Source organism: Novosphingobium sp. (assembly GCF_027489515.1).
Lineage (GTDB): Bacteria > Pseudomonadota > Alphaproteobacteria > Sphingomonadales > Sphingomonadaceae > Novosphingobium.
This window is the reverse complement of the sequence record NZ_JAIXZS010000071.1, coordinates 1-23042: the sequence shown is the minus strand read 5'-3', so window position 1 is coordinate 23042 and position 23042 is coordinate 1. Positions and strand designations below refer to the sequence as shown.

Sequence of the window (23042 nt, the reverse complement as noted above, 5' to 3'; positions counted from 1 at the left end):
CCATGGCGACGACACCGGCACAGCCTCCTGTTCAGGCACCCCGCCGCCGCACCGGCGCGACCCGCGAACGGCAGAGCACGCACGAGGGCTTCCTCGTCCACAAGAACGGCAAGTGGATCAAGCTTTCGGCCGCGCTCGCGACGGCGCTGACGGTGCTGTACATCTTCGTGCCCTTGCCGCCGCACCATTTCGGGTCGAGCTGGCTGGGCTACACGCTCGGCACCGTGGGCGCGCTGCTGATCCTTTGGCTGACGGCGCTGGGCATGCGCAAGCGGGCGATCACGCCCGGGCGCTGGTCGTTGAAGGCTTGGACTTCGGCGCATGTCTGGCTTGGCGTGCTACTGATCGTGATCGGCACGCTTCATTCGGGCTTCGCCTTTGGGTGGAATGTCCACACCCTTGCGTGGGCGCTGATGATGATCGTGATCATCTCGGGGATTTTCGGCGTGACCGCCTACGCCACCCTCCCCCGTGCGCTCTCTTCCAACCGCTATGACGCGGAAGGCGCGATCACCGAAAAGCAGATGGTGGAGGCGCTGCGCTCGCTCGACCGCCAGCTCCACGATGCCGCCCAGCCGCTCGACAGGGAGTGCGCGGTGCTGGTTGACCGCAGCCTCGAACAGGACCCGTTCACCGGCTCGATCATCAACCGTCTCAGCGGTCGCTATCCCGGCGATGCCACGCGCGAGGCGGCGGGCGAGCTCAGGCGCCTGCGGGCGCATCGGCCGCGCATTGCCGATGATCCGCTCGACAAGGTGGACGCACTGCTCACCCGCAAGGAAGCCATGCTGGCACGGCTGAGGCGACATCTCAGGATCAAGGGCTGGCTGCAGGCCTGGCTCTACGTCCACGTCCCCATGACCTTTGCGCTGATCGCCGCGCTCTCCGCGCATATCGTCAGCGTCTTCTTCTACTGGTGAGCGCGCCCATGAGCTTTGTCGTCCGCCAGATCGCCCTCAAGTCCAGCGGGGAGGAGATCGTCCGCCGCGCGGTCGTCGAGGATCCCGTTCTCGTCATCGGCCGCGACGGATCCTCAGGCATTCACTTGCCCGACCTTGCCGTCGATCCCCGCCATGCGCGGATCCGCGCGCTTGATGCCGATACGCTGCTGATCGAATCGATCGGAGAGCAGCCCTTCACCGTCAACGGGCGGTCCACGACGTCGAGCGAACTCGAGATCGCGACCGGTGCCGAGCTCGCTTTCGGCGGCCACCGCATCACGCTGGCGCGCGAGGCGGAAAGCGGCCTCCCCGCCTTCACCGTGCGCCGGGTCGAAGCCGTTTCGGAAAGCGCCGAGGCGATCGACATCGGCAGCGCTTACACCTTGCAGAAGCTGCTGCCGGGCAAACGCCTTTCCGCCTGGGGCTTTGCCGCGCTGATGCTGCTGGCGTTCCTTGCCGTGCCGATCTGGAGCTGGGCGACCTACCAGCCGCTCGCGCTGCACAAGGATGCGCGCCGCCCGGCAGGTATTCATGGCGACACGGCATGGTCCTCGGGCAATCTGAGCCTCGCGCACAAGAACCTCAATGGCGATTGCCAGGCCTGCCACGTGCAGCCCTTCGTCGCCGTGCGCGACAATGCCTGCATGACTTGCCACACGCAGGACGCCCACCAGCATATCGCCGATGGCGGGCGGCTGCTGAAGGCGCGCGGGGAGCCGACCGGGTTCGCCGGATTCCAGCGCGCGGTGGCGAATGCCTTCAACAAACCGGCCGGAAGGTGTGTGGATTGTCACACCGAGCATGAGGGGGCGGGTGCTATGCCGGCCACTCAGCAGCAATTCTGCACGACCTGCCACGATGGATTGAAAACGCGCTTGCCCGACACGAAGATCGCCGATGCCGCCGATTTCGGGACGGCCCATCCCCAGTTCCGGCCGATGCTCGTGGCCGGGATCGGCGGGGACGGCAAACCCGTGTTCCAGCGCGCCGTCTGGCAGGACGGCATGAAGGAGAACACCGGGCTCAAGTTCACCCACGCCCAGCACCTCTCCAAGACCAACGGCATCGCCCAGATGGTGCGCCGCCGTCCGGGCGAGTTTGCCGCCAATGATTCGCTGAACTGCAAGGATTGCCACCAGACCGACAGCGGGGGCGCGCGGTTCAAGCCGGTCGAGATGGAGAAGGCCTGCCAATCGTGCCATTCGCTCACGTTCGACGAGATCGGCGGCACGTTCCGCACCTTGCGCCATGGCCAGCCCGAGCAGGTCGTCGCCGATCTGCGCGCGGCGTTCCGGGGCGGCATGCCGCCGCGGCCGGCCAGCCTTTCCGGCATGGCGCGCCGCATTCCCGGTGCAGCGGCGCAGCAATCGAGTGCCGCTGACTATGCCCGCGCAGTGCATTTCTATCCGCTGCAAGCCGACGAGGCTGTAGCGCAGGTCTTCAGCAAGGGCGGCATGTGCTACGATTGCCACACGATCGGACGCGGCGGCAGCGCAGCGACGGCGGGCTTCACCGTGCAGAAGGTCGCGCAGAACGGGCGCTATTACAACAAGGGCTGGTTCGATCATAAGGACCATCGGAAGTCCGAATGCGCGACCTGTCACGTGAAGGCCGCTACCTCGAACGACGCCAATGCCGTACTGGTGCCCGGGATCGACGGTGCAGGGGGCTGCCGCACGTGCCACGTGGGTGAGGGCGGTGCAAAACTTGCAAGCGCGCACGTGAAGGAACCGGTCGCATCGGGCTGCGCAATGTGCCACGAATACCACATGGACAACGGCGCGCCATGGAAGCCGGCAGACAAGCGCAAGGGCCCCGCACTGCTCACGGCGGTGTGGGATCGGCCGCGCCATCCGCCTGCTCTGCGCTAGAAGCCCCTGGGACGACCGGATGCTGATCGCGCAGATCACCGATATCCATCTGGGCTTCGAGCCTGACAGCCCCGGCGAGTTCAACCGCCAGCGGCTCGACCGGGTGGTGGCGGAACTGGCTGCGATGGTTCCGCAGCCCGACCTGCTGCTGGCAACCGGAGATCTGATCGATCGCGGCGACCGCGCGAGCTACGAGCGGCTGGACGAGGCGCTCTCCGGCCTGCCGTTTCCCGTCTATTACGCGCTAGGCAACCACGACGAGCGCGCCAACTTCGCGGAGGTGTTTCCTGCAGCGAAGTTCGAGGGCGGGTTCCTCCAATATGCGATCGACACCCCGGCCATGCGCATCCTCGTGCTCGATACGCTGGAAGAAGGTCGCCACGGCGGCGCCTTCTGCGAGGATCGCGCCAGATGGCTCACGGCGCAGCTCGATGCCGAGCCGGATCGCAGGACGCTGATCGTGCAGCATCACCCCCCGATCGAGGTCGGCATCGCGTGGATGAACACCGATCCCGCCGAGCCCTGGACCATGCGGCTGGCTGACTGCCTGCGTGGCAGGACCAACGTGATCGGCCTGATCTGCGGGCATATTCACCGCGCGGTGACGACGCATTGGCAGGACCTCGTCGTCGCCACCTGCCCCTCGACCGCGCCGCAAGTCGCGCTCGACCTAAGGCCGATAGATCCCGACCAGCCCGACCAGCGGCCGCTGATCGTCGCCGATCCGCCCGCCTATGCGCTGCACTGGTGGAATGGTCGCGAACTGGTGACCCACTGGCAGACCGCAGAGGACCACACCGTGCTGGCGCGTTATGACGCCAATCTGCAGGGGATGATCCAGCATATGCTGGCCGAGCGGCCGAGCTGACTTTGCCTGTTTCTGCCTAGCATAAACAGGAGCGGACCGGGGCCGCATCCGCGTGAGCGGATCAATTCAACGCACGCCGGCGAGCGCCTTTTGCCGGCGCCGCTGCACCGAACTGCCGAGCCCGATCGCTTCACGGTACTTCGCCACCGTGCGCCGCGCGAGGTCGAAGCCGCGTTCCTTGAGCAGATCGACGAGCGCATCGTCCGAGAGGACTGCCTTGGGATCTTCCGCATCGATCAACTGGCGGATCGCCGCCTTGACCGCTTCCGCCGAAACCGAACTCTCGCCATCGGACGAAGCAACGCCTGATGTGAAGAAATACTTGAGCTCGAAGGTTCCCCGCGCGCAGTGGAGGTACTTGTTCGAGGTCACCCGGCTCACGGTCGATTCGTGCATCGCAATCGCCTCGGCCACGGTGCGCAAGGTCAGCGGCTTCAAGTGCGCCACCCCGAGGCGGAAGAAGCCTTCCTGCTGCTTCACGATCTCCGCCGCGACCTTGAGGATCGTCTTCTGCCGCTGGTCGAGCGCCTTGAGCAGCCAGTTGGCATCCGCCAGCCGTTCGCCGAGCCAGGCCTTGGCATCCTTCGCGACGCAGGCGTGCCGCATTTCCACATAGTAGCGCCGGTTGACGACGAGGCGGGGCAGCGTCGCCGGATTGAGCGCAATGTCCCAGCCCGGAACTCCGTCATCTCCGGTGACCGCCTGCACGAGGATATCGGGTACCACCGCCTCGGCCGGGCCGCTGCCGAACCGCAGGCCCGGCTTGGGATCATAGCTGCGCAGTTCGCGCAGCATGTCGGCAAAGTCCTCGTCATCGACCTGGCACAGGCGCTTCAGCCGCGCGATCTCGCCGCGCGCGAGGAGGTCGAGATTGTCGATCAGCCGCGCCATGCAAGGGTCGTAGCGGTCCGCCTCGCGCGCCTGCAACGCAATGCATTCGGAAAGGCAGCGCGCGCCGACCCCGGTCGGATCGAGCGACTGGACGAGGCCGAGCGCCGCCTGCATCGCCGTTTGCGGCAAGCCCAACGCTTCGCGCGCGTCTTCCAGCGTGGTGGTGAGGTAGCCCGCCTCGTCGATCTGATCGATGAGCCAGCGCGCGGCGAACAGCAGCGCCGGGTCCGACGTCACGGCGCCGATCTGGGCATGGAGATGCTCGGCCAGCGTTTCACTGGCGCCGCCACGCTCGTCGATATCAGGGCCTTCGCCGCCGCTGCCGCCCGCACCGGAGTCGCCTAGACTTTCGGTAAAGTCGGTTCGCGCCCCATCGCCGGTATCCCGGTCGCGGTCGAGCGTGGCAGCGTCGATATCGAGCGGTCGATCATCTGCCGCGCGCCCTTCGCTCACCAGTTGATCGACCGGCGAGCTTTCAAGCGTCGTGCGCCGCAGCGCCTCGGGCTCGCCCTCGAAGGCGGAATCGAGGCCGCTTTCGGGTGCGGCTTCGCCCAGTTCGAGCAATGGATTCGCATCGAGCGCCTCGCCGATGAAGGCCTCGATCTCGAGGTTCGACAGTGCCAGCAGCTTGATCGCCTGCTGGAGCTGCGGGGTCATGACCAGTGACTGGCTCTGGCGGAGGTCGAGCCGCGGACCCAGCGCCATTGTCCGCTAGCCTCCCGGCCCGGGCGACGCGCTCATGCCGGAGCGCGGCATCACAGCGTGAAGCCCTCGCCCAGATAGAGGCGGCGCACGTTGGGATCGGCGACCAGCGCCTCGGGGCTGCCGGCGAACAGCACCTGCCCGCCATAGATGATGCAGGCACGGTCGACGATATCGAGCGTCTCGCGCACGTTGTGATCGGTGATCAGCACGCCGATGCCACGATTCTTGAGATCGATGACAAGGTGACGGATATCGCTGATCGAGAGTGGATCGATGCCCGCGAACGGCTCGTCGAGGAGGATGATCGAGGGGTTGGCTGCCAGCGCGCGGGCAATCTCGCAGCGCCGCCGCTCGCCGCCCGAAAGCGCCATCGCGGGCGAGGTGCGCAGGCGGGTGAGGCCGAACTCATCGAGCAGCCGGTCAAGCTCCGCGGCGCGGGTGACCTTGTCGGGTTCGACCAGTTCGAGCACGGTGTTGATGTTCTGCTCGACCGTCATGCCCCGGAAAATCGAGGTTTCCTGCGGGAGGTAGCCGAGGCCGAGAATGGCGCGGCGGTACATCGGCAGCCGCGTGATATCGACCCCGTCAAGCAGGATGCGCCCCGAGTCCGGCCGCACCAGCCCCATGATCGAATAGAAGCAGGTGGTCTTGCCCGCGCCGTTGGGGCCGAGCAGCCCGAGCACTTCGCCCTTGCCTACCGACAGCGAGATATCGGTGAGCACGGCGCGCTTGTCGTAGCTCTTGGCGATCGAGACGACTTCCAGACCGCCCTTCTCGAGCGCGGCAAGATTGGTCGCAGTGGCGGGCGTTTCGTCCATAATCGCGTTGGTCCATAGCCCGGTCCGCCGCGCGGGCAAAGCCCGTCTGCGCGAATCTGGCAGGATTTATGCATGGCTTGCTGCAAGATGCAGGGCGATTGGGCCCCGGTAATATTGCAGTGCTTGAAACATAGCCGAATGCGTGTTCTACTCTTTGCGGAGAGGTACAAAACGGGGGGCACATCCGATGCGCAAGGGTATTGCTGCGGATCTGGGACGCGAGGGCACAGCGATGCAGGGCCACGCACTCGATTGGCGCAAGCGGATGAGCGACACCGTCGCCTACAGTCTGCTCGTATACACCAGCCTCCAGATCTTCGTGACCTTGCGCACGCTAGAGGGCGAAGGCGGCTCCATGCTGCCGATGCTGGCGCTGGTCGTGCTTGTGGCCGGGATCATTCCCATGTTCCGCCATTTCGAACGCCGCTGGGAAAAGCTGAGCGACGCCGAAGCCGCTGATCCAGCGCTGCAAGCCAGCTTCCGCCGCGATCAGCTTGCAACCTGGGCCGTGGCGATCGGTCTGCCATTCCTGCTCGCTGCGGTATTCAGGGCGCTTGTTTCGCTGTTCTGATTGCCCGCCGCGCGGCGGCGCCTATATGCGGGGCCAGACGAACGTTCGCTTGAAAGGCCCGTTTCCCCCATGCTTTCCCCCCATGAGGCGCAGGAGCTCTGCCACGCGCTGATCGAGCGCGCGCTGAAGGCCGGAGCCGAAGCCGGCGATGCCGTCTACCTCGCCGATTCGTCCGAAGCCGTTTCGGTCCGCCTTGGCGCGCTCGAGGATGTCGAGCGCTCCGAATCCGAGCATATCGGCCTGCGCGTATTCGTTGGCGGCGCATCGGCCTCGATCGGCTCGACCGACCTTGGTGACAGCGCGCTCGATGAACTCGCCAGCCGAGCGGTCGACATGGCCCGCGCCGCGCCGGCCGACAAATTCGCAGGCCTCGCGCCCGAAGAGTTGCTGCTGCGCACCGGCGTGCCTGATCTCGATCTAGTCGACGAGGAGGAGCCCGATCCGCAGACGCTGCGGCGCTGGGCCGAGGAAGCCGAGGATGCCGCACGCGCCGTTCCCGGCGTGACCAACAGCGAGGGTGGCAGCGCCAGTGCGGGGCGCGGGGTCGTCGCGCTCGCCACCAGCCACGGCTTCGGCGGCGCCTATGCCGCAACCAGCCACAGCCGTTCGGCCAGTGTGCTCGCGGGTACAGACAGCGGCATGCAGCGCGATTACTCTTGGCGTAGCGCGCGCCACAGGGCCGACCTGCTCTCGCCCGCCGAAATCGGCCGTGAGGCGGGGGAGCGCACTATCGCCCGCGTCAATCCGGGCCGGGTCAAGAGCGGTACGTATCCGATTGTGTTCGATCCGCGCGTCGGCAGTTCGCTTATCGGCCACCTGCTCGGCGCCATGTCGGGCTCCGCCATAGCGCGCCGGGCCAGCTTCCTGCTCGACAAGGATGGGGCGCAGATCTTCGATTCCAGCATCACCATCAGCGAGGACCCGCAGCGCAAACGTGCTCCCCGCTCGCGCCCGTTCGATGGCGAGGGGCTGCCCACCGCTCCGCGCAACCTGGTCGAGAACGGCTGCCTCACCGGCTGGTTGATGGACACCGCTTCAGCGCGCCAGCTTGGCGCAGCACCCACCGGCCACGCCTCGCGCGGGGGATCGGGCGCGCCGCATGTCACGGCCGGCAATCTCGTGCTGCAGCCCGGTGCGGTCAGCCGGGCCGCGCTCATGGCCGATATTGCCGACGGGATCTACGTGACCGAACTGATCGGCCACGGCGTGAACGGCGTCACCGGCGACTACAGCCGGGGCGCTTCGGGCTTCCGCATCGTGAATGGCGAAATCACCGGGCCGATCGCCGAGTTTACCGTGGCCGGCAACCTGATCGACATGTTCGCCCGGCTGGTCGCGGCGGACGACCTCGAAATCTGGCGCGGCATCGACGTGCCCACGCTCAGGATCGACGGGCTCAGCGTCGCGGGGGATTGAGGGCGCCGCAGCACCCTCATTCCGCAGCTTACTTTGCGGTCTTTGCGCGCTCGATGGCTTCAAGGGTGATGCGCTTGGCATCCTCGGCGCCGCCCCACTTGCCGACGCGAACCCACTTTTCCTTCTCGAGGTCCTTGTAGTGGGTGAAGAAGTGCTCGATCTGCTGGAGCACGATCTCGGGCAGGTCGCTCTGCTCGGCAACGTCGCGGTAATAGGGGAACGTCTTGTCGTCGGGCACGCAGACGAGCTTCTCGTCGCCGCCGTGCTCGTCCTCCAGATTGAGTACCGCGATCGGCCGCACCCGCACGACCGAACCGGGCACGAACGGCGAGCGCGCGATGACCAGCGCATCAAGCGGGTCACCATCGGGCGAAAGCGTGTGCGGCACGAAGCCGTAGTTCGCGGGATAGCGCATCGGCGTGTGCAGGATGCGATCAACGAACAGCGCGCCCGAGGCCTTGTCGAACTCGTACTTCACCGGCTCGCCGCCGACCGGCACTTCGATGATCACGTTGAGCGATTCGGGCGGATTTTCGCCGGTAGGGATCATGTCGATGCGCATGGGATGCCTTCGCTGTGCCGGGGTGGCTTGGAGAACGTAACGCGCCTCTAGCGCCGCGCGTTGTGCGCCGCAACATGAACGTGAGGGGTATGCGCGAAAGCGCGCCTCATATCCCGCCGATACCGTTGATGGTGAAAGCGATCACCCCGATGTTGAACACGAAGGCGGCGAACGAATGCGCTGTCACGATCCGGCGAATCGCGCGCGAGGAGATCACGACGTCGGAGGTCTGGAAGGTCATCCCGAGCGTGAGCGAGAAGTAGGCAAAGTCGAGGTAATCGGGATGTCCGCTGCCGGGAAACTCGAGCCCGCCGGCATCCTCGCCGGGTACCGACCCGCCCCGGTAATACTCATGCGCATAGTGCAGCGCGTAGACGACATTGGCGAAAAGCCAGGTCAGCAGCAGCGTGACAATCAGCCGCAGCAGCGCACCCGGCTCGCCGTGCTTGGCGGCGGGCAGTTCGCCCGCGATCGCGGCCATGACGACCAGCGTGATCAGCGTGCTGACCGCGAGCACGATCGTGCGGTTGGCATCGTTCTCCTCTGAATGCTGCCGCATCGTCGCGATGTCGCAGGCGCGCAGCAGGGGTATCAGCGAGACCAGGAAGCCTGCCGCCGCGAAATCGAAGCCGACGACCAGCACATCTGCAGGATCGCCATAACCGGTCATCCAGCCGCGCGTCGCCGAACCAGTAATCAGCAGCACGAGAAACAGCACAAAGCGCAGCGGCGCATAGCGCTGGCCGAACCTCCGTCTGGCCCGGTCAGCGCTGGTGCGGCCGCCGCTGCTCACGTCACTTCGCGGCCGGCTTTTTTGCAGCGGGCGCACGCGGCGCCAACAGCCTGTCGAGCCCGGTGGGCGCGGTGCCCGGCGCGGCGCGCTCCAGCCAGGGCCAGCGCAGACCGTCGTAGTAGGGGATCTGCACCGTGCGCACGACATCGTCGCGCTTCACGATCAGCTCGATGGGTGCAGTCGTCCCCTTGGCGGCGGTGATCGCGGCCTTGATCGTTTCCTGATCGTAGGTCTTGCCATTCACCGAGACGATCTGCATCCCCGTGACGATCCCGGCCTTGAAGCCCGGGCCATCCCAGCGGCTGCCACTCACCTTGCCGTCGTTGTCGATGGCAAGGCCGATCGAGTGGTTGAGCGAGATGTACTTCGCTGATGCCATGCGCGCCTTGTCATAAGGATTGGGCTCTTCCTTCCACGCCAGCCGGTAACCGCCGCGCTCGATCCCGCCGAGCGGCGACGGCTGGCCAGGTGTCTGGATCCGGGTCTTGAGGAAGCTCGCCCAGTCGTAGGCATAAACGCCGTTCAGCGTCTTCACGACGTCTTCGAACTCGTAGGTCAGCACGCCCCAATCGCCATCGCGCACGCCGAAGAATGCCTTGGCGAAATCGTCGATGCCCTTCTTGCCGCCCGTGCCATCGCGGATAATCGCATCGGCTTCGAGCCAGACCAGCGCGCCTTCGGTGTAGTACTCCTCGTTGCGGGCGAGCGATGAGAACGGCTTGGGCTTGCGGCTGGCCATGATCGGATCATGCGTCGTATCCTCGACCGAGCGCCATTCGCGCCCCGGATACTGGGTAAAGGAACCCGCATAATTGGCCAGCTGGCCCAGCACCTGCTCCTTGCTTTGAACGCCCGAGCGCGCCGCGAGGACAAGGCCCCAGAACTGGGTCTGCCCTTCATAGACCCACAGCAGGTTGTCCTGCATGGGCACGCGATAGTCCGGCGTCCACAGCTTGGCCGGGCGGCGATACTTGCCGTCCCATGAGTGCGAAAACTCGTGCGGGATCACATTGCGGTCCCAGTCACCTGCCGCCCAGTCGACCAGCGTACGCGGCTCGTACTGGTTCTCGCTCGAGCGGTGATGCTCGAGGCCGATGCCGCCCATGCGGTCGGTCATCGCCAGCAGGAAATCGTAGTGATCGAAATGCTTGGCGCCAAAGGCCAGCATCGCCTCATCCACCATGTTGCGGAACGTCGTGAGGTTCTCCGGCGCGATCTTCAGCAGCTCGGGCTTGTCGGCCACGAGATCGAGCCACACGCCCTGCCCCAGATCGTGGCGGGCGGCGTAAAGCCCGGCATAAATCGGCGAATCGACCAGCGTTTCATAGTCGGTCACGTCCCACGTCACGACGTTACCATTCGCGGCCTTGCCATCCAGCGCGGTGAAGACCTGCCAGCCTGCCGGGACGGTGACGATGGGTTTAACCTTGATCTGCCGCACGTAGTACCCGGCGGGATAGAGGCTCATCTTCTCCCACTGCAGATTGAGCATCTCGCGCGTCATCGTCACGCGGCCTTCGCTCTCGCGCAGCGGCGAGGTGTGGATGAACCTTGCGGTCACTTCACTCGCGCCGGCCGGCACATCGACATGGAAGGCAAAGACGTCGACCGGATCGCGGGTCCAGGTCAACAACCGGCCACCGGCGTAGAACCGCACGTCGACAAGCTCGGCGATAGTCCCCCTTGGCCCATGGTTGCCGGGGAGCCACTTGGGATGGAGCAGCGTCAGCCTTGAAAGGCCCGCGGGCACCGGGATCGTCTCGGTCACGCGGTAGGCGCCGGTCGTGGTATCGCTGGCATCGATCGCGAGCTGGATCGTGCCGGGATAGGGCTTGTCCTCGGCATCCGGGATCGACTGCACAATCGGCACCGCCATCGGGCGGGTATTCGACGGCGGTTGGACCTGCGCGCCGGCGGGAGCGGAAGTGGCAAGGAGCGCTGCAATCAAGGCGAGGACAGGGCGCAGGGTGGCGGGGCGCAAAGGCCGCTTGTGCGTGGTGAACATCGCCGCTTCATGGCGCGAACCCTTCCAGACTGCAACCGGCCTAGCCAAGAGGGCAGTCCGCCGGAAAATCCCGGCCCCTTTCCCCGCGCCCGCATTGGCGCTAATCGCGCAGGCGCAATGAGCAGCGAAACCCCCAGATCCGCCCCTAAGCAGGCCGCATCGACCCCGCAGGCGATCCGCGGCACGCAGGACATCTTCGGCCCCGATGCGGAAAGCTTTGCCTTCGTGGTCGAGACGTTCGAGCGCGTGCGCCGGCTCTACCGGTTCCGCCGCGCCGAAATGCCGGTGTTCGAGAAGACCGCCGTGTTCAGCCGCAGCCTGGGCGAGACGACCGACGTCGTTTCCAAGGAAATGTACAGCTTCGAGGATCGCGGCGGCGAATCGCTGACGCTGCGCCCCGAGTTCACCGCCGGAATCGCGCGCGCCTACCTGACGAACGGCTGGCAGCAGCATGCGCCGCTGAAGCTTGCCACGCATGGCCCCCTGTTTCGCTACGAGCGCCCGCAGAAGGGTCGCTACCGGCAGTTTCACCAGATCGACGCTGAGATTCTGGGCGCGGCCGAACCGCAGGCGGATGTCGAGCTGCTGGTGATGGCGGACCAGATCCTCAAGGAGCTGGGCATTGCGGACGGCGTCACGCTGCAGCTTAACACGCTGGGCGATGCCCCTAGCCGGGAGGCCTGGCGCGCTGCGCTGATCGAGTACTTCCGCGCCGTGAAGGGCGACCTGTCCGAAGATTCGCAGGAGCGCCTCGAGAAGAACCCGCTGCGCATCCTCGACAGCAAGGACCCGCGCGACAAGGTGTTCACCGCCGATGCGCCGATGATCGACGCGTTCCTTTCGGATGAAGCGCAGGCGTTCTTCGGCAAGGTGACCGCCGGACTGGACGCAGCAGGCGTCGCATGGACCCGCGCGCCAACGCTGGTGCGCGGCCTCGACTACTATCGCCATACCGCATTCGAGTTCGTGACTGACCGGCTTGGCGCACAGGGCACCGTGCTCGGCGGCGGACGCTATGACGGCCTGATCGAGGCGCTCGGCGGGCCGCACACTCCTGCGGTCGGCTGGGCGGCGGGTATCGAACGGCTGGCGATGCTGGTGGGGGACAAGGGCGAGGCCGGGCCGGACGTGGCTGTTGTCGCTGAAAACGAAGCTCGCGAGGTTGAAGCGCTGGCGCTCGTTGCCGCCATGCGGCGAGCCGGTCTGGCGGCGGAACTGGTTGCAACCGGCAGCCCGCGCAAGCGGTTCGATCGCGCCAAGAAGCTTAACCCGGCTGCATTGGTGTCGCTCGACGTGCGCGATGGGAATCCCTCGAAGTCGTTCCGCGCTACGGAGGAAGGCTCGCCCGTCGCTGCAAAGGCGGGCGAAGTCTACGACACGTTCTTCGCGGAGCTGCGGTGAGCGTCTCCGACACCCGCCTTGCCCAGATCGCGGCCCGCTTCGCTGAGCTCGAAGCGCGGCTGGCTTCGGGCACGCTGGAAGGCCCGGCGTTTGTCACGGCGAGCCGGGACTACGCGGAGCTGGAGCCCGTCGCTCGCGCCGCTGCCCATGTCAGCACGATGCGCAGCGAGCTCGCCGCGCTCAGCGCCAGCAGCGATCCCGATCCGGAGATGCGCGCCCTCGCCGAAGAGGAAATCACGCATCTGCGCGCCGAACTGCCGGAAGCCGAACGCGCGCTCGCCATCGCCATGCTGCCGCGTGACAGCGCGGACAGCCGCCCCGCGATGCTCGAAATCCGCGCCGGCACTGGCGGCGACGAAGCAGCGCTCTTCGCCGCAGACCTCTACCGCATGTACGAGCGCTTTGCCGCCGAGCAGGGCTGGCGGGTCGAGATGGTTTCGGCCAACGCCAACGAAATCGGCGGTTTCAAGGAAGTCGTCGCCAACGTCGCCGGGCAGGGGGTGTTCGCGCGGCTCAAGTACGAAAGCGGCGTCCACCGGGTACAGCGCGTGCCCGTCACCGAAAGCGGCGGACGCATCCACACCAGCGCCGCCACCGTCGCCGTGCTGCCGGAACCCGATGAGGTCGACGTCGCGATCGAGGACAAGGACCTCAAGATCGACATCTACCGCGCCTCGGGCGCGGGCGGGCAGCATGTGAATACCACCGATTCCGCGGTGCGCATCACGCATCTGCCCTCGGGAATCGTCGTCACCTGCCAGGACGAGCGCAGCCAGCACAAGAACAAGGCCAAGGCCATGCAGGTCCTGCGCGCGCGGCTCTACGAGAAGATGCGCGACGAGGCACAGGGCGCCGAGGCCGAGGCGCGCAAGGCGATGGTCGGTTCTGGCGACCGGTCCGAACGCATCCGCACCTACAACTTCCCGCAAGGCCGCGTCACCGACCACCGCATCAACCTCACGCTCCACCGCCTGCCCGAGATCCTCGAAGGCCCGGGCCTTGGCGAACTGATCGACGCACTGGCCGCCGAGGATCAGGTCAAGCGCCTCGCGGCGCTCGATGCCTGACATCAGATCGGCGCTGCGCGAGGCGGCGGAACTGCTTTCCGCCACCAGCGATACCGCGCGGCTCGACGCCGAACTGCTGATGGCGCATGCGCTCGGCGTTTCCCGCACCGAACTGCTGCTGCGGCACCTCCATTCCGGACCTCCAGCGAGCTTCACGTCCATTCTGGATCGCCGGCTGAACCACGAGCCGATCGCCTATATCCTTGGCACGCAGCCATTCTACGGGCTCGACCTCACCGTCAGTCCGGCCGTGCTCATTCCGCGCGGAGACAGCGAAACCGTGATCGACGCAGCACGCGCGGCACGTGAAGGACGGCCGCCGACGCGCATTCTCGATCTCGGCACGGGCTCGGGCGCCTTGCTGCTGGCCGCGCTTTCGCTCTGGCCGGAGGCGCAAGGGATCGGCCTTGAACGCTCGGCCCCGGCGCGGGCCATCGCCACCCACAACGCCGCCGCCAATGGGCTTGCCGAGCGGGCCGAGATCATCGCTGGTGACTGGACGCAGCGCGGCTGGGCAGACGGACTTGGCCGGTTTGATCTCGTGCTCGCCAATCCGCCCTATGTAGAAGACGATGCTGCGCTGGCCCCCTCCGTCAGCGCGCACGAGCCTGCCGAGGCCCTCTTTGCCGGCCCGGACGGGCTTGCCGATTACCGCCTGCTGATCCCCGAATTGCCCGCCCTGCTGGCGCGCAGCGGCACCGCCCTGTTCGAAATCGGCGCGGCGCAGGCAGACGCGGTGACGGCACTGGCGCAAGGGACGGGGCTTGCCGCCAAAGTGCACCACGACCTCGCCGGACGGCCCCGCTGCGTCGAAATGGCGTGATTTTGGCAAACATTTCGCTTGGCAAGGCAGCGGTGCGTCACTAATCAGGCTTCAGGCAGGGCGACGGATGAAGGCTTCCCGTCCCGGCTCATTCCACCATTTGCATCGATCGCCGGCAAGGCAGGCTGGCAACGCGCAGATGCTGGGAACCACGAATAGTACGTCTCGTGGTCAATATGCGCGGCGGCGGGGCTTGCCTTACAGGACCCACGAGTTGCGCCACGTCGGATCCAGGTTGAACACAAAGTTTAACGTGCCTGGGCCAAGGTTGCACCGAAACAGGAAAGTGCCTGACTTGAACAACAATCGTGGTAACAACCGCCGGCGCGGTCGCGGGAACAACAACCGCCCGCAGGGTGGCGGCCAGCAGCTCAACCGCATCGATAGCCGCGCGCGGGGCAATGCCCCCCAGATGCTGGAGAAGTATCGCAAGCTTGCGCAAGACGCGCACCTCAATGGTGACCGGGTCCAGGCCGAGTACTATCTGCAGTTTGCCGATCACTACTTCCGCGTGATCGCCGACAGCCGCACGCGGGTCGAAGACCAGCGGCAGCGCCCCAATGGCGAGCGCTGGACCGAGGGTGAAGGCGAGGACGACGGCACCGACTTCTCGATGGACAACGATTTCCCCGCATTCGACCGCCCGCAGAGCCGCCGCGACGAGCCGCGTGAGCAGCGCGAGCCGCGTGAGAACCGCGAACCGCGCGAGGGCCGGGACCAGCGCGAGTTCCGCGAACCGCGCGAACCCCGCGAGAACCGCGAGCCACGCGAAAATCGGGAACCGCGTGAGAACCGCGAACCGCGTGAGCCGCGCGAGACTCCGCGTCCCCGCTTCGAGCCTGCCGCCGCCACCGAAAGCATGGTGCGCGCCGATGAAGGCGAACCTGTCGGCGATGCCGCCGATAATCCCTTCGTGCGCGAAAGCCGTTCGCAGCGCGGCCTGCGCCCGCGCACCGACCGCCGCCCGCGCCGTGAGGCCGACGAAGCCCCGGTTGCAGCACTCGATCCGATGAGCCTGCCCCCGGCAATCGGCGTCCGCGCGGCACCCGAGCCAGTGGAAGAAGCCCCTGCTGCGGATGTGCCTGCGGCTGAGGCTCCTGCGCCCAAGCGCCGTGGTCGCCCTCGCAAGAACCCGCTGCCCGAGGCGGCGGAAGGCTGATCGCGGCCGTTCGCAGCGCCTGACCGAGGCCGCCGCTTGCAGAAACCTGCCCCGCGCTGGATGCCGTTCGCGCTGATCGGCGCGGGCGCATTGGCGGCGACTGGCTTCCAGCCGCTTGCCCTGTGGCCGTTCACGCTGGCCGCGCTGGCCTTCCTGATCGACCGGCTCGAACAGGCCGGCTCGGCCCGCCGCGCGGCGCTGGCCGGTTGGCTGTTCGGGCTCGGCTATTTCGCGCTCGGCAACAACTGGATCGCCACGGCCTTCACCTATCAGGCGGCGATGCCGGCGTGGCTGGGGTGGATCGCGGTGGTGCTGCTGGCGGTGTACCTCGCGGTGTTCCCGGCGTTCGCCGCATTCTTTGCTGTTTGGCTGGCCAGGCGCTGGCGCGCCGCGCTGCTGCCGGCATTCGCGGGCTCGTGGGTCATCGCGGAACTGCTCCGGGCGACCCTGTTCACCGGCTTTGCCTGGAATCCGCTCGCGATGGTGGCGCTGGGCGGATTCACCCGCCCCGGCCTTGCCGCGATTGCACCGTGGACGGGGACTTATGCCCTGTCGGGGATCGTGGTGCTGCTCGCCGGCCTCTGGCTGTTCGCGTGGCGCGTGGCACAGGCCTATCGGCTCTATGCATCGGCAGTCGTCGCCGCGGTTCCAGCGGGGCTCATGATGCTGCCCCTGCAGGGAAGCGGCGGGGAAGGCCACCTCACCTACACGCTGGTGCAGCCCAATATCGGGCAGGACACGATCAACGAGCCCAGTCTCTACGAGAGCCAGTTTCAGGGCATCGCCCGCCTCTCGCTACCCCGCGCAGCCGACACACCGCGCGTGGTGCTCTGGCCCGAAGGCGGCCTGCCCGACTATCTGCGCCCGGGCTACCCGCAGGGCTTCTACAATGCGACGACCTTCGCCGCTGATCCCGCCCTCGCCCGGGCACGCATCGGGCAGGTTATCGGGCGAGGTAGCCTGCTGCTGACCGGAGCGACCGACCTTGTCGTGCAGGGCGGCGAGGTGGCGGCTGCGCGCAATGTCGTCACCGCGCTCGGAGCCGATGGCGCGATCCGCGGCAGCTATGCCAAGGCGCATCTGGTGCCTTATGGCGAGTATCTGCCGCTACGCACATGGCTCGCCCCGCTCGGCCTGTCGCGGCTGGTTTCGGGCAGCCTTGATTTCCTGCCCGGTCCCGGGCCGCGCACGCTCGAGATGGGCAGCTTTGGCAAGGCCGGCCTGCAGATCTGCTACGAAATCGTCTTCTCCGGTGAAGTGACCGACCGCGCCCACCGGCCGGACTACATTTTCAACCCGTCGAATGATGGCTGGTTTGGCGCCTGGGGCCCGCCGCAACACCTTGCGCAGGCACGGATGCGGGCGATCGAGGAAGGCCTGCCGGTGCTGCGTGCCACGACCACCGGGATCAGCGCAGTGATCGACGCCGACGGCGTGGTTCGCCAGTCCGTGCCGCGGCTCACCGCCGGCCGTCTCGACGGCCGAGTGCCGCCTGCGCATCCGCCCACGCTGTTCGCCCGGCTTGGCAACCGGCTGGCGCTGGCCTGGGTCTTTGCGCTGCTCGGCGCTTCGCTCGTGGTTGCAAGGCGCCGCCGAGGGCGCTAGGGAACCCACATAAAGAAATCTTTATATTGCAGGATCCAGCATGCGCACCGATTACCTGTTCACGTCCGAAAGCGTATCCGAAGGCCACCCGGACAAGGTTGCCGACCAGATCAGCGACGCTATCGTGGACCTGTTTCTTTCGAAGGACCCCGAGGCGCGCATCGCCTGCGAGACACTGACGACAACCCAGCTTGTTGTTTTGGCAGGGGAAATCCGCTGCAAGGGCGTCTATGAGAACGGCGCATGGGCGCCCGGCGCGCAGGACGAGATCGAACGCACCGTGCGCGAGACAGTGAAGCGGATCGGCTATGAGCAGGACGGCTTCCACTGGGAGAAGCTCGAGTTCATCAACCGGCTGCACGGGCAGTCGGCCCACATCGCGCAAGGCGTCGATGCGGCGGACAACAAGGACGAGGGCGCGGGCGATCAGGGTATCATGTTCGGCTATGCGACCGACGAGACGCCCGACCTGATGCCGGCGACGCTCTACTACAGCCACAAGATCCTCGAGCGGATGGCCGCCGACCGCCACTCGGGCGCCGCACCCTTCCTCGAACCCGATGCCAAGAGCCAGGTTACGCTACGCTACGAGGGCTCGCTCCCGGTCGCCGCGACGGCCGTTGTCGTCTCGACCCAGCACGCACCGGGCTATGACGAGGGTGAGAAGGAAGCTGAGCTCCACGCCTACGTGAAACGCGTGGTGGCCGAGGTTATCCCGCCTGTGTTGCTGCGCGAGACGACGTACTACATCAATCCGACCGGCTCGTTCGAGATCGGCGGCCCCGATGGCGATGCCGGCCTGACTGGCCGCAAGATCATCGTCGACACCTACGGCGGCGCGGCCCCGCACGGCGGCGGGGCGTTCTCGGGCAAGGATCCGACCAAAGTCGATCGCTCGGCGGCCTATATCACCCGCTACCTCGCCAAGAACGTAGTGGCCGCCGGCCTCGCCACCCGCTGCACCATCCAGATCGCCTATGCCATCGGCGTTTCCGAGCCGCTCTCGCTCTATGTCGACACGCACGACACCGGGACTGTCGGCGACGACAAGATCGAAGCGGCGATCAAGGGCATTGCCAAGCTGGGCGGCCTCACCCCTCGCGCGATCCGCACGCACCTCGGCCTCAACAAGCCGATTTACCAGCCGACCGCCGCCTATGGCCACTTCGGCCGCAAGGCGGACGGCGACTATTTCCCGTGGGAACGCCTCGATCTGGTCGACGACCTCAAGGCGGCGTTCGCCTAAGCACGAGAATGGTCCGGGCGGCATGGCCCTCGGGCACCGGACAAAGAGACAGCGCAGGAGCTTGGGGCTCCTGCGCCTTTTCCTTTATCCGAACATGCCCTTCCTCGGCCCGAGATAGCCGAACAGGTAGGCACCGACCTTGCGCATCTGGATTTCCTCCGCGCCTTCGGTGATGCGGTAGCGGCGGTGATGGCGGTAGATGTGCTCGAACGGCTTGTGGCGCGAATAGCCGATGCCGCCATGGACCTGCATCGCCCGGTCCGCCGCTTCGCAGACCAGCCGGTTCGCCCAGTAATTGCACATCGAGACTTTGTCAGACAGCTCGCGCTCGATGCGTTTGTGGCCCCCTTCCTCAGCTTCGAGCCGGTCCATTTCCCACGCCGTCTTGCGGATCAGCAGGCGCAGCATCTCGCACTGGGTAGCAAGCTCGACGAGCGGGAACTGGATCGCCTGATTGCGCGCCAGCTCTTCGCCGAAGGGCTTGCGTTCGCGCGCATAGCGCACCGATTCCTCGATGCAGAATGTGGCGGCGCCCAAAGAGGACGCAGCCTGCCGGATGCGGTTCTGGTGGACAAAGCTTTGCGCGATGGCGAGGCCGCCGCCTTCCGGCCCGAGCATCGCCGATTCCGGCACCCAGACATTGGTGAGCGAAAGCCGCGGGTGGTCCGTCGGCATGTTGAAGGTCCACATGTATTCCTCGATCACCAGCCCCGGCGAAGGGTTGGGCACGAGGAGGCAGGTGATCCCGCGCGCATCGCCCGGCTCGCCCGCCGTGCGCGCAAAGACTGCACAGTGGCTGGCGATGTGCATGCCGGTGATCCACATCTTCTCGCCGTCGATCCGCCAGCCGGGAACGCCATCGCGCGTTTCACGCACCGCGCGGGTTTCCATGTGTGTCGCGTCCGAACCGTGCCGCGCTTCGGTGAGGCCGAAGGAAACGCGGCGCGTGCGCGCAAAGCCGCCGAGGATGAATTCCTCCTGCTGTTCGGGCGTTCCGAAGTGCTCGAACATGTTGACGAACGGGAAGTTGCCGACGATCGAGTGCTCGTTCTGCAGATCGTTGTGGAGGCCGAGGCCCTTCTGCGTGAAGTGATCGCGGATCACCGCCATCCAGAGGTTCTTGCCGTCCTTGCCGCCATACTTCTTGGGCGCGGAAAAGCGCCAGTGGCCGGCAGCATCGGCGCGGCGGGTGGCTTCGACGAGCAGGGCTTCCCATTCGTGGCGGGGCAGGCCCTGATTCTCGAAATCAGTGCGCGCGTATTCGCGGCGGTGGTCGAAAAAGCGGATGTTGTCGTCCGCCTGCTCGAGCGGCTTGATCTCGGCCTCGATGAAGGCGTCGAGCTCGGCGAGATAATCGACGAGATCCTGCGGCAGATCGAAGTTCATTCCGTTCTCTCCCAGATGCGGCGCGCTTCGCTGAGCGCAGGGTATTTCGGCATGTCGGCGGCCAGCGTATCGAGCACCCGGCGGCGCAGACGTGCGAGCAGGCCAGGCTCGGCCAGCGTGGTGCCCCCGGCAAGGATGGCATCACTGAGCGCCTTGTCGTGCGGGCTGGGGCGACCGGCGAGTTCGCGGCGCACGATGCCGAGCGCGTTCTGCGCGACGGCGAGCTCGAAGCGTTCGCGCGGTGCTGCCATGTGCGGCTTGACCGTCGCCGCGAGCCATTCGGACACGGCGGTGAGGATTTCGGCTGCGCTCGGTTCGCCTTCGCCGGGCGGCGGCGGGGGAGGAGATGGTGGCAGGGGCCGTGCACGCTCCGCCACCGGGGCATCGTCCTCCAGCAACAGGAGCAGGTCGAGGTCCTGCTCCGCCGCGCGGCGGGCAACGACCACGCGTTCGAGCGAGCGGTCCGCACCGCTGCGCCAGCCCCTGCCCATCGAGAGCGCGGAGAGCGCCCACCACACCGTGCGGTAAACGAGCCAGAAGCGGAAGCGCGGCGGATCGAACGTGGTGCCGCCTGCGGCTTCATAGGCGCGCGCAAGGTCCTCGATCTGACCGAGGCCGAAGCCGCGCTTGTCGAGCCGGCCAAACCGCCAGACGGTCATGCAGCCAAAGGCGAGGTCCTCGTGCGGATCGCCGAGGTGGGCAAGTTCCCAATCGAGCAGTGCGGAGAGGCGCCCGTCTTCGACCATGATGTTGCCGATGCGTAGATCGCCATGGAGCACGGCGAGTGGCACGGGCGCCGGCAGGTTTGCGCGCAGCCAGGCAAGGCCAAGCGCGATGGGTGGCCGGTCGCCACCCGCTTCGGCGAACTGGGCGGCAAGCGCCTCGACCCCGGCGGCGGGTTCGAGCACGGGGAGGAACGGCAGATCGGCGGGATCGAGCGCGTGGACCCCGGCCATCGCCGCAGCGATCTCATCGAGCAGCGCCGGCGGGGAGGACAGCGCGTTGTCAGGATCAGGCGAGCCCGGCACGCAGCGCATGATGAAGCCGAGGCCGATGTCGTCTTCAGGTGCGAGTTCGGCCACCACTTCGGGCGCGGGCACGCCGCCGGCAAGCGCACAGCGAATCACCGCAGCTTCCTTGGCCATGTCGAGCTGCCGATTGGCAACCCATTCGGCTGAAGGCGCGCGGCGCAGCACGAAGGCTTCACCGCCCGTTTCGAAGCGCCAGCTCTGCATGTTGGCGCCACCGGACAAGCGCAGGAGACCGGTGACCGGGCCGGGCCAGCCGGCGCGCATCATGACGTGCTCCAACCCCTTGGCCAGGCTATCAGCCAGCCCATCAGCACCGCCTTGCTGCGCCTGCGCCGCCATCTGCTCCTCTCGCCCGATCTGCACCGGGCTATTCGCTTTGCTGTTCTTCGCGCCACTATCATTAATCGCGCGGTTAATGTCCAGCACCCGCGTCGGCACGGCAGGCCGCGCGGCACATGCGACCACTTGCAGCAATCGGCGCTTGCCGGGGAATCACAACAGGTTAGGGTGCTAATCAATCCTAAACGGATCATCAGCTAAGGGGGACCATGGCGTCCGGCACCAAAAGACTGAGCAAGTGGATCGCAGCGGCACTGTGGTGCGCCGTTCCGCTCGCGCTCGGCGCCCCTGCTGCCGAGGCGCGTCCCGGTTCCAGCCTGCAGACCGCGCGCGAAGCCGCGATCGAGAGTCAGGTCTCCGCGATCGTCGCGCAGGGGCGCGGCCGGATCGGGGTTGCCGCAGTCGATCTCGATGGCAGCGGGCAGATCCTGATCAACGGCGATATGCCGTTTCCGATGGCGAGCACGGCGAAGATCGCCGTTGCCGCAACCTATCTTTCCGGCGTCGAGCAGGGAAGGCTGCGGCTTGACCAGCAGTTCCCGATGATGGTGCCCGTCGCCGAATCCGCCGATGCGCGCGGCGCGGTCGCGGCGGTCCGCCCGGGGATGGTGATGTCCGCGCAGAGCCTGATGGAGCTTTCCATCACGCGCAGCGACAATCACGCAACCGATGGCCTGATTGCCGCAGTCGGCGGGATCGGCGCGGTCAACACCTGGCTCAGCCGCATCGGCGTGTCAGGCCAGCACCTCGATCACACGATGGCAACGCTGGTGCGCGACGACGGCCAGGTCAATCCGGTGACGACGATCGACACGCGCACGAGCAGCACGCCGCGCGCGATGGTGCAATTGCTGGCTGCGATCGATCGCGGCGGCGCGCTGAGCCCGGAAAGCCGCGCGGTGCTGCTCGATACGATGACCCGCACGAGCACCGGCAAGAACCGCATCCGCAGCGGCCTGCCCGAAGGCGTGGTCTTTGCGCACAAGACGGGGACGCTAGCCGGGGTGACCGACGATGTCGGCATCGTGCGCCTGCCCGATGGGCGGCACCTTGCCATCGCGATCTTCGTCACAGGGCCGGAAGGCCATACCGCGCATGCCGGGATGATCGCCCAGATCGCGCGCGTGCTTTACGATGGCTTCAGCCAGACGCCGCTGCCCAGCGGTTTCGAGACGGCGCGCCGCTGACTTTCTGATACGCAGGCAATGTACCGCACTGGATCAGGTGCGGGCTCTCTATGCGCGCGAGTGGCGCACAAAAGAGAAGGGGCGCGACCGCCGATGCGATCACGCCCCTCTATCTCTATCAAACCCTTGCGGGGTTGATTACATCTTGGCGGCTTCGCTCGAAGCGTCAGCAGCCGGAGCCGAAGCGTCTTCCGAAGGAGCAGCCGAGGCGTCCATGGCAGCGTCGGTCGATTCCATGGCGGCTTCGGTGGCGGGGGCTTCAGGAGCCTTTTCCGAGCAACCGGCGAGAGCGAAGGCAGTGCCGGCGACTGCGGCGAGGAGGAGCTTGCGCATGCGTTACAATCCCTGGATTGAAGT

The 23042-nt window shown here is 66.6% G+C and carries 20 protein-coding genes; 12 read left to right on the top strand and 8 right to left on the bottom strand.

The features are described from left to right. Positions 1-2 precede the first annotated feature (2 nt). Genes Q0082_RS12340 through Q0082_RS12330 form a run of 3 tightly spaced genes read left to right on the top strand, consistent with a single transcriptional unit; the run spans position 3 to position 3680 of the window. Positions 3-920, top strand: a complete 918-nt coding sequence (locus Q0082_RS12340) for a hypothetical protein (protein ID WP_298193015.1) — start codon at positions 3-5, stop codon at positions 918-920. A gap of 8 nt (positions 921-928) precedes the next feature. Beyond that, positions 929-2812 carry a cytochrome c3 family protein gene (locus tag Q0082_RS12335; protein ID WP_298193013.1) on the top strand — a complete coding sequence of 628 codons (1884 nt, stop codon included), beginning with the start codon at positions 929-931 and terminating at the stop codon, positions 2810-2812. Positions 2813-2831: 19 nt separating this feature from the next. Further along, positions 2832-3680, top strand: coding sequence for a phosphodiesterase (locus tag Q0082_RS12330; protein WP_298193010.1), 849 nt, complete (start codon positions 2832-2834; stop codon positions 3678-3680). Between the two features lie 66 nt (positions 3681-3746). Here the strand turns inward: Q0082_RS12330 and rpoN are convergent, their stop codons facing one another. Both rpoN and lptB read right to left on the bottom strand, forming a co-directional pair. Next, a complete protein-coding gene (gene rpoN, locus Q0082_RS12325; RefSeq protein WP_298193007.1) occupies positions 3747-5276 on the bottom strand; it encodes an RNA polymerase factor sigma-54 in 1530 nt (509 codons plus the stop codon). A gap of 50 nt (positions 5277-5326) precedes the next feature. After that, entirely contained in the window at positions 5327-6094 is a 768-nt protein-coding gene (gene lptB, locus Q0082_RS12320; RefSeq protein ID WP_298193004.1) for an LPS export ABC transporter ATP-binding protein, read from the bottom strand. Between the two features lie 187 nt (positions 6095-6281). Here lptB and Q0082_RS12315 point away from each other — a divergent pair, with 187 nt between their 5' ends. Both Q0082_RS12315 and Q0082_RS12310 read left to right on the top strand, forming a co-directional pair. Continuing rightward, on the top strand, positions 6282-6665 hold the full coding sequence (locus Q0082_RS12315; protein WP_298193001.1) for a hypothetical protein: 384 nt from the start codon (positions 6282-6284) through the stop codon (positions 6663-6665). 69 nt (positions 6666-6734) lie between these two features. Next, positions 6735-8081, top strand: coding sequence for a TldD/PmbA family protein (locus Q0082_RS12310; RefSeq protein WP_298192999.1), 1347 nt, complete (start codon positions 6735-6737; stop codon positions 8079-8081). 28 nt (positions 8082-8109) lie between these two features. Here the strand turns inward: Q0082_RS12310 and ppa are convergent, their stop codons facing one another. From ppa to Q0082_RS12295, 3 genes are all read right to left on the bottom strand, one after another. Further along, entirely contained in the window at positions 8110-8643 is a 534-nt protein-coding gene (gene ppa, locus Q0082_RS12305; RefSeq protein WP_298192997.1) for an inorganic diphosphatase, read from the bottom strand. Positions 8644-8749: 106 nt separating this feature from the next. Beyond that, on the bottom strand, positions 8750-9436 hold the full coding sequence (locus tag Q0082_RS12300) for a DUF1345 domain-containing protein (protein ID WP_298192996.1): 687 nt from the start codon (positions 9434-9436) through the stop codon (positions 8750-8752). Position 9437: 1 nt separating this feature from the next. Next, positions 9438-11441 (bottom strand): peptidase M61, encoded by a 2004-nt coding sequence (locus Q0082_RS12295; protein WP_298193151.1) that lies wholly within the window; start codon positions 11439-11441, stop codon positions 9438-9440. Between the two features lie 117 nt (positions 11442-11558). On the opposite strand from Q0082_RS12295, the gene hisS reads away from it, so the two are divergent. The 6 genes from hisS to metK all read left to right on the top strand — a co-directional run bounded on the left by hisS (position 11559) and on the right by metK (position 18742). Further along, positions 11559-12842, top strand: coding sequence for a histidine--tRNA ligase (gene hisS / locus Q0082_RS12290; RefSeq protein WP_298192993.1), 1284 nt, complete (start codon positions 11559-11561; stop codon positions 12840-12842). Then, positions 12839-13909: a peptide chain release factor 1 gene (prfA, locus tag Q0082_RS12285; RefSeq protein ID WP_298192990.1), complete on the top strand. Its 1071-nt coding sequence runs from the start codon at positions 12839-12841 to the stop codon at positions 13907-13909. The genes hisS and prfA overlap by 4 nt, the downstream gene beginning before the upstream one ends. Beyond that, positions 13902-14732 carry a peptide chain release factor N(5)-glutamine methyltransferase gene (prmC, locus tag Q0082_RS12280; RefSeq protein WP_298192987.1) on the top strand — a complete coding sequence of 277 codons (831 nt, stop codon included), beginning with the start codon at positions 13902-13904 and terminating at the stop codon, positions 14730-14732. The genes prfA and prmC overlap by 8 nt, the downstream gene beginning before the upstream one ends. Before the next feature lie 295 nt (positions 14733-15027). Further along, the gene (locus Q0082_RS12275; protein WP_298192986.1) at positions 15028-15891 is read left to right on the top strand and encodes a DUF4167 domain-containing protein; all 864 of its coding nucleotides are present in this window, start codon (positions 15028-15030) and stop codon (positions 15889-15891) included. A gap of 60 nt (positions 15892-15951) precedes the next feature. Continuing rightward, positions 15952-17496: an apolipoprotein N-acyltransferase gene (gene lnt, locus Q0082_RS12270; protein WP_298193147.1), complete on the top strand. Its 1545-nt coding sequence runs from the start codon at positions 15952-15954 to the stop codon at positions 17494-17496. 40 nt (positions 17497-17536) lie between these two features. Then, positions 17537-18742, top strand: a complete 1206-nt coding sequence (gene metK / locus Q0082_RS12265) for a methionine adenosyltransferase (RefSeq protein ID WP_298192984.1) — start codon at positions 17537-17539, stop codon at positions 18740-18742. A gap of 84 nt (positions 18743-18826) precedes the next feature. On the opposite strand, the gene Q0082_RS12260 is transcribed toward metK, so the two are convergent. Then, positions 18827-20128 carry an acyl-CoA dehydrogenase gene (locus Q0082_RS12260; protein WP_298192981.1) on the bottom strand — a complete coding sequence of 434 codons (1302 nt, stop codon included), beginning with the start codon at positions 20126-20128 and terminating at the stop codon, positions 18827-18829. Further along, complete coding sequence (locus Q0082_RS12255) at positions 20125-21522, bottom strand: phosphotransferase (RefSeq protein WP_298192979.1); 1398 nt, start codon at positions 21520-21522, stop codon at positions 20125-20127. Before Q0082_RS12255 ends, Q0082_RS12260 begins: the two co-directional genes overlap by 4 nt. Before the next feature lie 185 nt (positions 21523-21707). Between Q0082_RS12255 and Q0082_RS12250 the strand changes: the two genes are divergently transcribed. Then, complete coding sequence (locus Q0082_RS12250) at positions 21708-22685, top strand: serine hydrolase (protein ID WP_298192976.1); 978 nt, start codon at positions 21708-21710, stop codon at positions 22683-22685. A gap of 138 nt (positions 22686-22823) precedes the next feature. On the opposite strand, the gene Q0082_RS12245 is transcribed toward Q0082_RS12250, so the two are convergent. Next, positions 22824-23018, bottom strand: coding sequence for a hypothetical protein (locus tag Q0082_RS12245; RefSeq protein WP_147158801.1), 195 nt, complete (start codon positions 23016-23018; stop codon positions 22824-22826). Positions 23019-23042 lie beyond the last annotated feature (24 nt).

What these genes read in the sequence shown, in the direction of transcription:
- Q0082_RS12335 (WP_298193013.1), top strand. Translation starts at nt 929, where the DNA reads ATGAGCTTTGTCGTCCGCCAGATCGCCCTCAAGTCCAGCGGGGAGGAG.
- Q0082_RS12340 (WP_298193015.1), top strand. Translation starts at nt 3, where the DNA reads ATGGCGACGACACCGGCACAGCCTCCTGTTCAGGCACCCCGCCGCCGC.
- metK (WP_298192984.1), top strand. Translation starts at nt 17,537, where the DNA reads ATGCGCACCGATTACCTGTTCACGTCCGAAAGCGTATCCGAAGGCCAC.
- Q0082_RS12315 (WP_298193001.1), top strand. Translation starts at nt 6,282, where the DNA reads ATGCGCAAGGGTATTGCTGCGGATCTGGGACGCGAGGGCACAGCGATG.
- Q0082_RS12295 (WP_298193151.1), bottom strand. Translation starts at nt 11,441, where the DNA reads ATGTTCACCACGCACAAGCGGCCTTTGCGCCCCGCCACCCTGCGCCCT.
- Q0082_RS12310 (WP_298192999.1), top strand. Translation starts at nt 6,735, where the DNA reads ATGCTTTCCCCCCATGAGGCGCAGGAGCTCTGCCACGCGCTGATCGAG.
- Q0082_RS12330 (WP_298193010.1), top strand. Translation starts at nt 2,832, where the DNA reads ATGCTGATCGCGCAGATCACCGATATCCATCTGGGCTTCGAGCCTGAC.
- prmC (WP_298192987.1), top strand. Translation starts at nt 13,902, where the DNA reads ATGCCTGACATCAGATCGGCGCTGCGCGAGGCGGCGGAACTGCTTTCC.
- Q0082_RS12250 (WP_298192976.1), top strand. Translation starts at nt 21,708, where the DNA reads ATGGCGTCCGGCACCAAAAGACTGAGCAAGTGGATCGCAGCGGCACTG.
- Q0082_RS12260 (WP_298192981.1), bottom strand. Translation starts at nt 20,128, where the DNA reads ATGAACTTCGATCTGCCGCAGGATCTCGTCGATTATCTCGCCGAGCTC.
- rpoN (WP_298193007.1), bottom strand. Translation starts at nt 5,276, where the DNA reads ATGGCGCTGGGTCCGCGGCTCGACCTCCGCCAGAGCCAGTCACTGGTC.
- Q0082_RS12245 (WP_147158801.1), bottom strand. Translation starts at nt 23,018, where the DNA reads ATGCGCAAGCTCCTCCTCGCCGCAGTCGCCGGCACTGCCTTCGCTCTC.
- lnt (WP_298193147.1), top strand. Translation starts at nt 15,952, where the DNA reads ATGCCGTTCGCGCTGATCGGCGCGGGCGCATTGGCGGCGACTGGCTTC.
- hisS (WP_298192993.1), top strand. Translation starts at nt 11,559, where the DNA reads ATGAGCAGCGAAACCCCCAGATCCGCCCCTAAGCAGGCCGCATCGACC.
- ppa (WP_298192997.1), bottom strand. Translation starts at nt 8,643, where the DNA reads ATGCGCATCGACATGATCCCTACCGGCGAAAATCCGCCCGAATCGCTC.
- lptB (WP_298193004.1), bottom strand. Translation starts at nt 6,094, where the DNA reads ATGGACGAAACGCCCGCCACTGCGACCAATCTTGCCGCGCTCGAGAAG.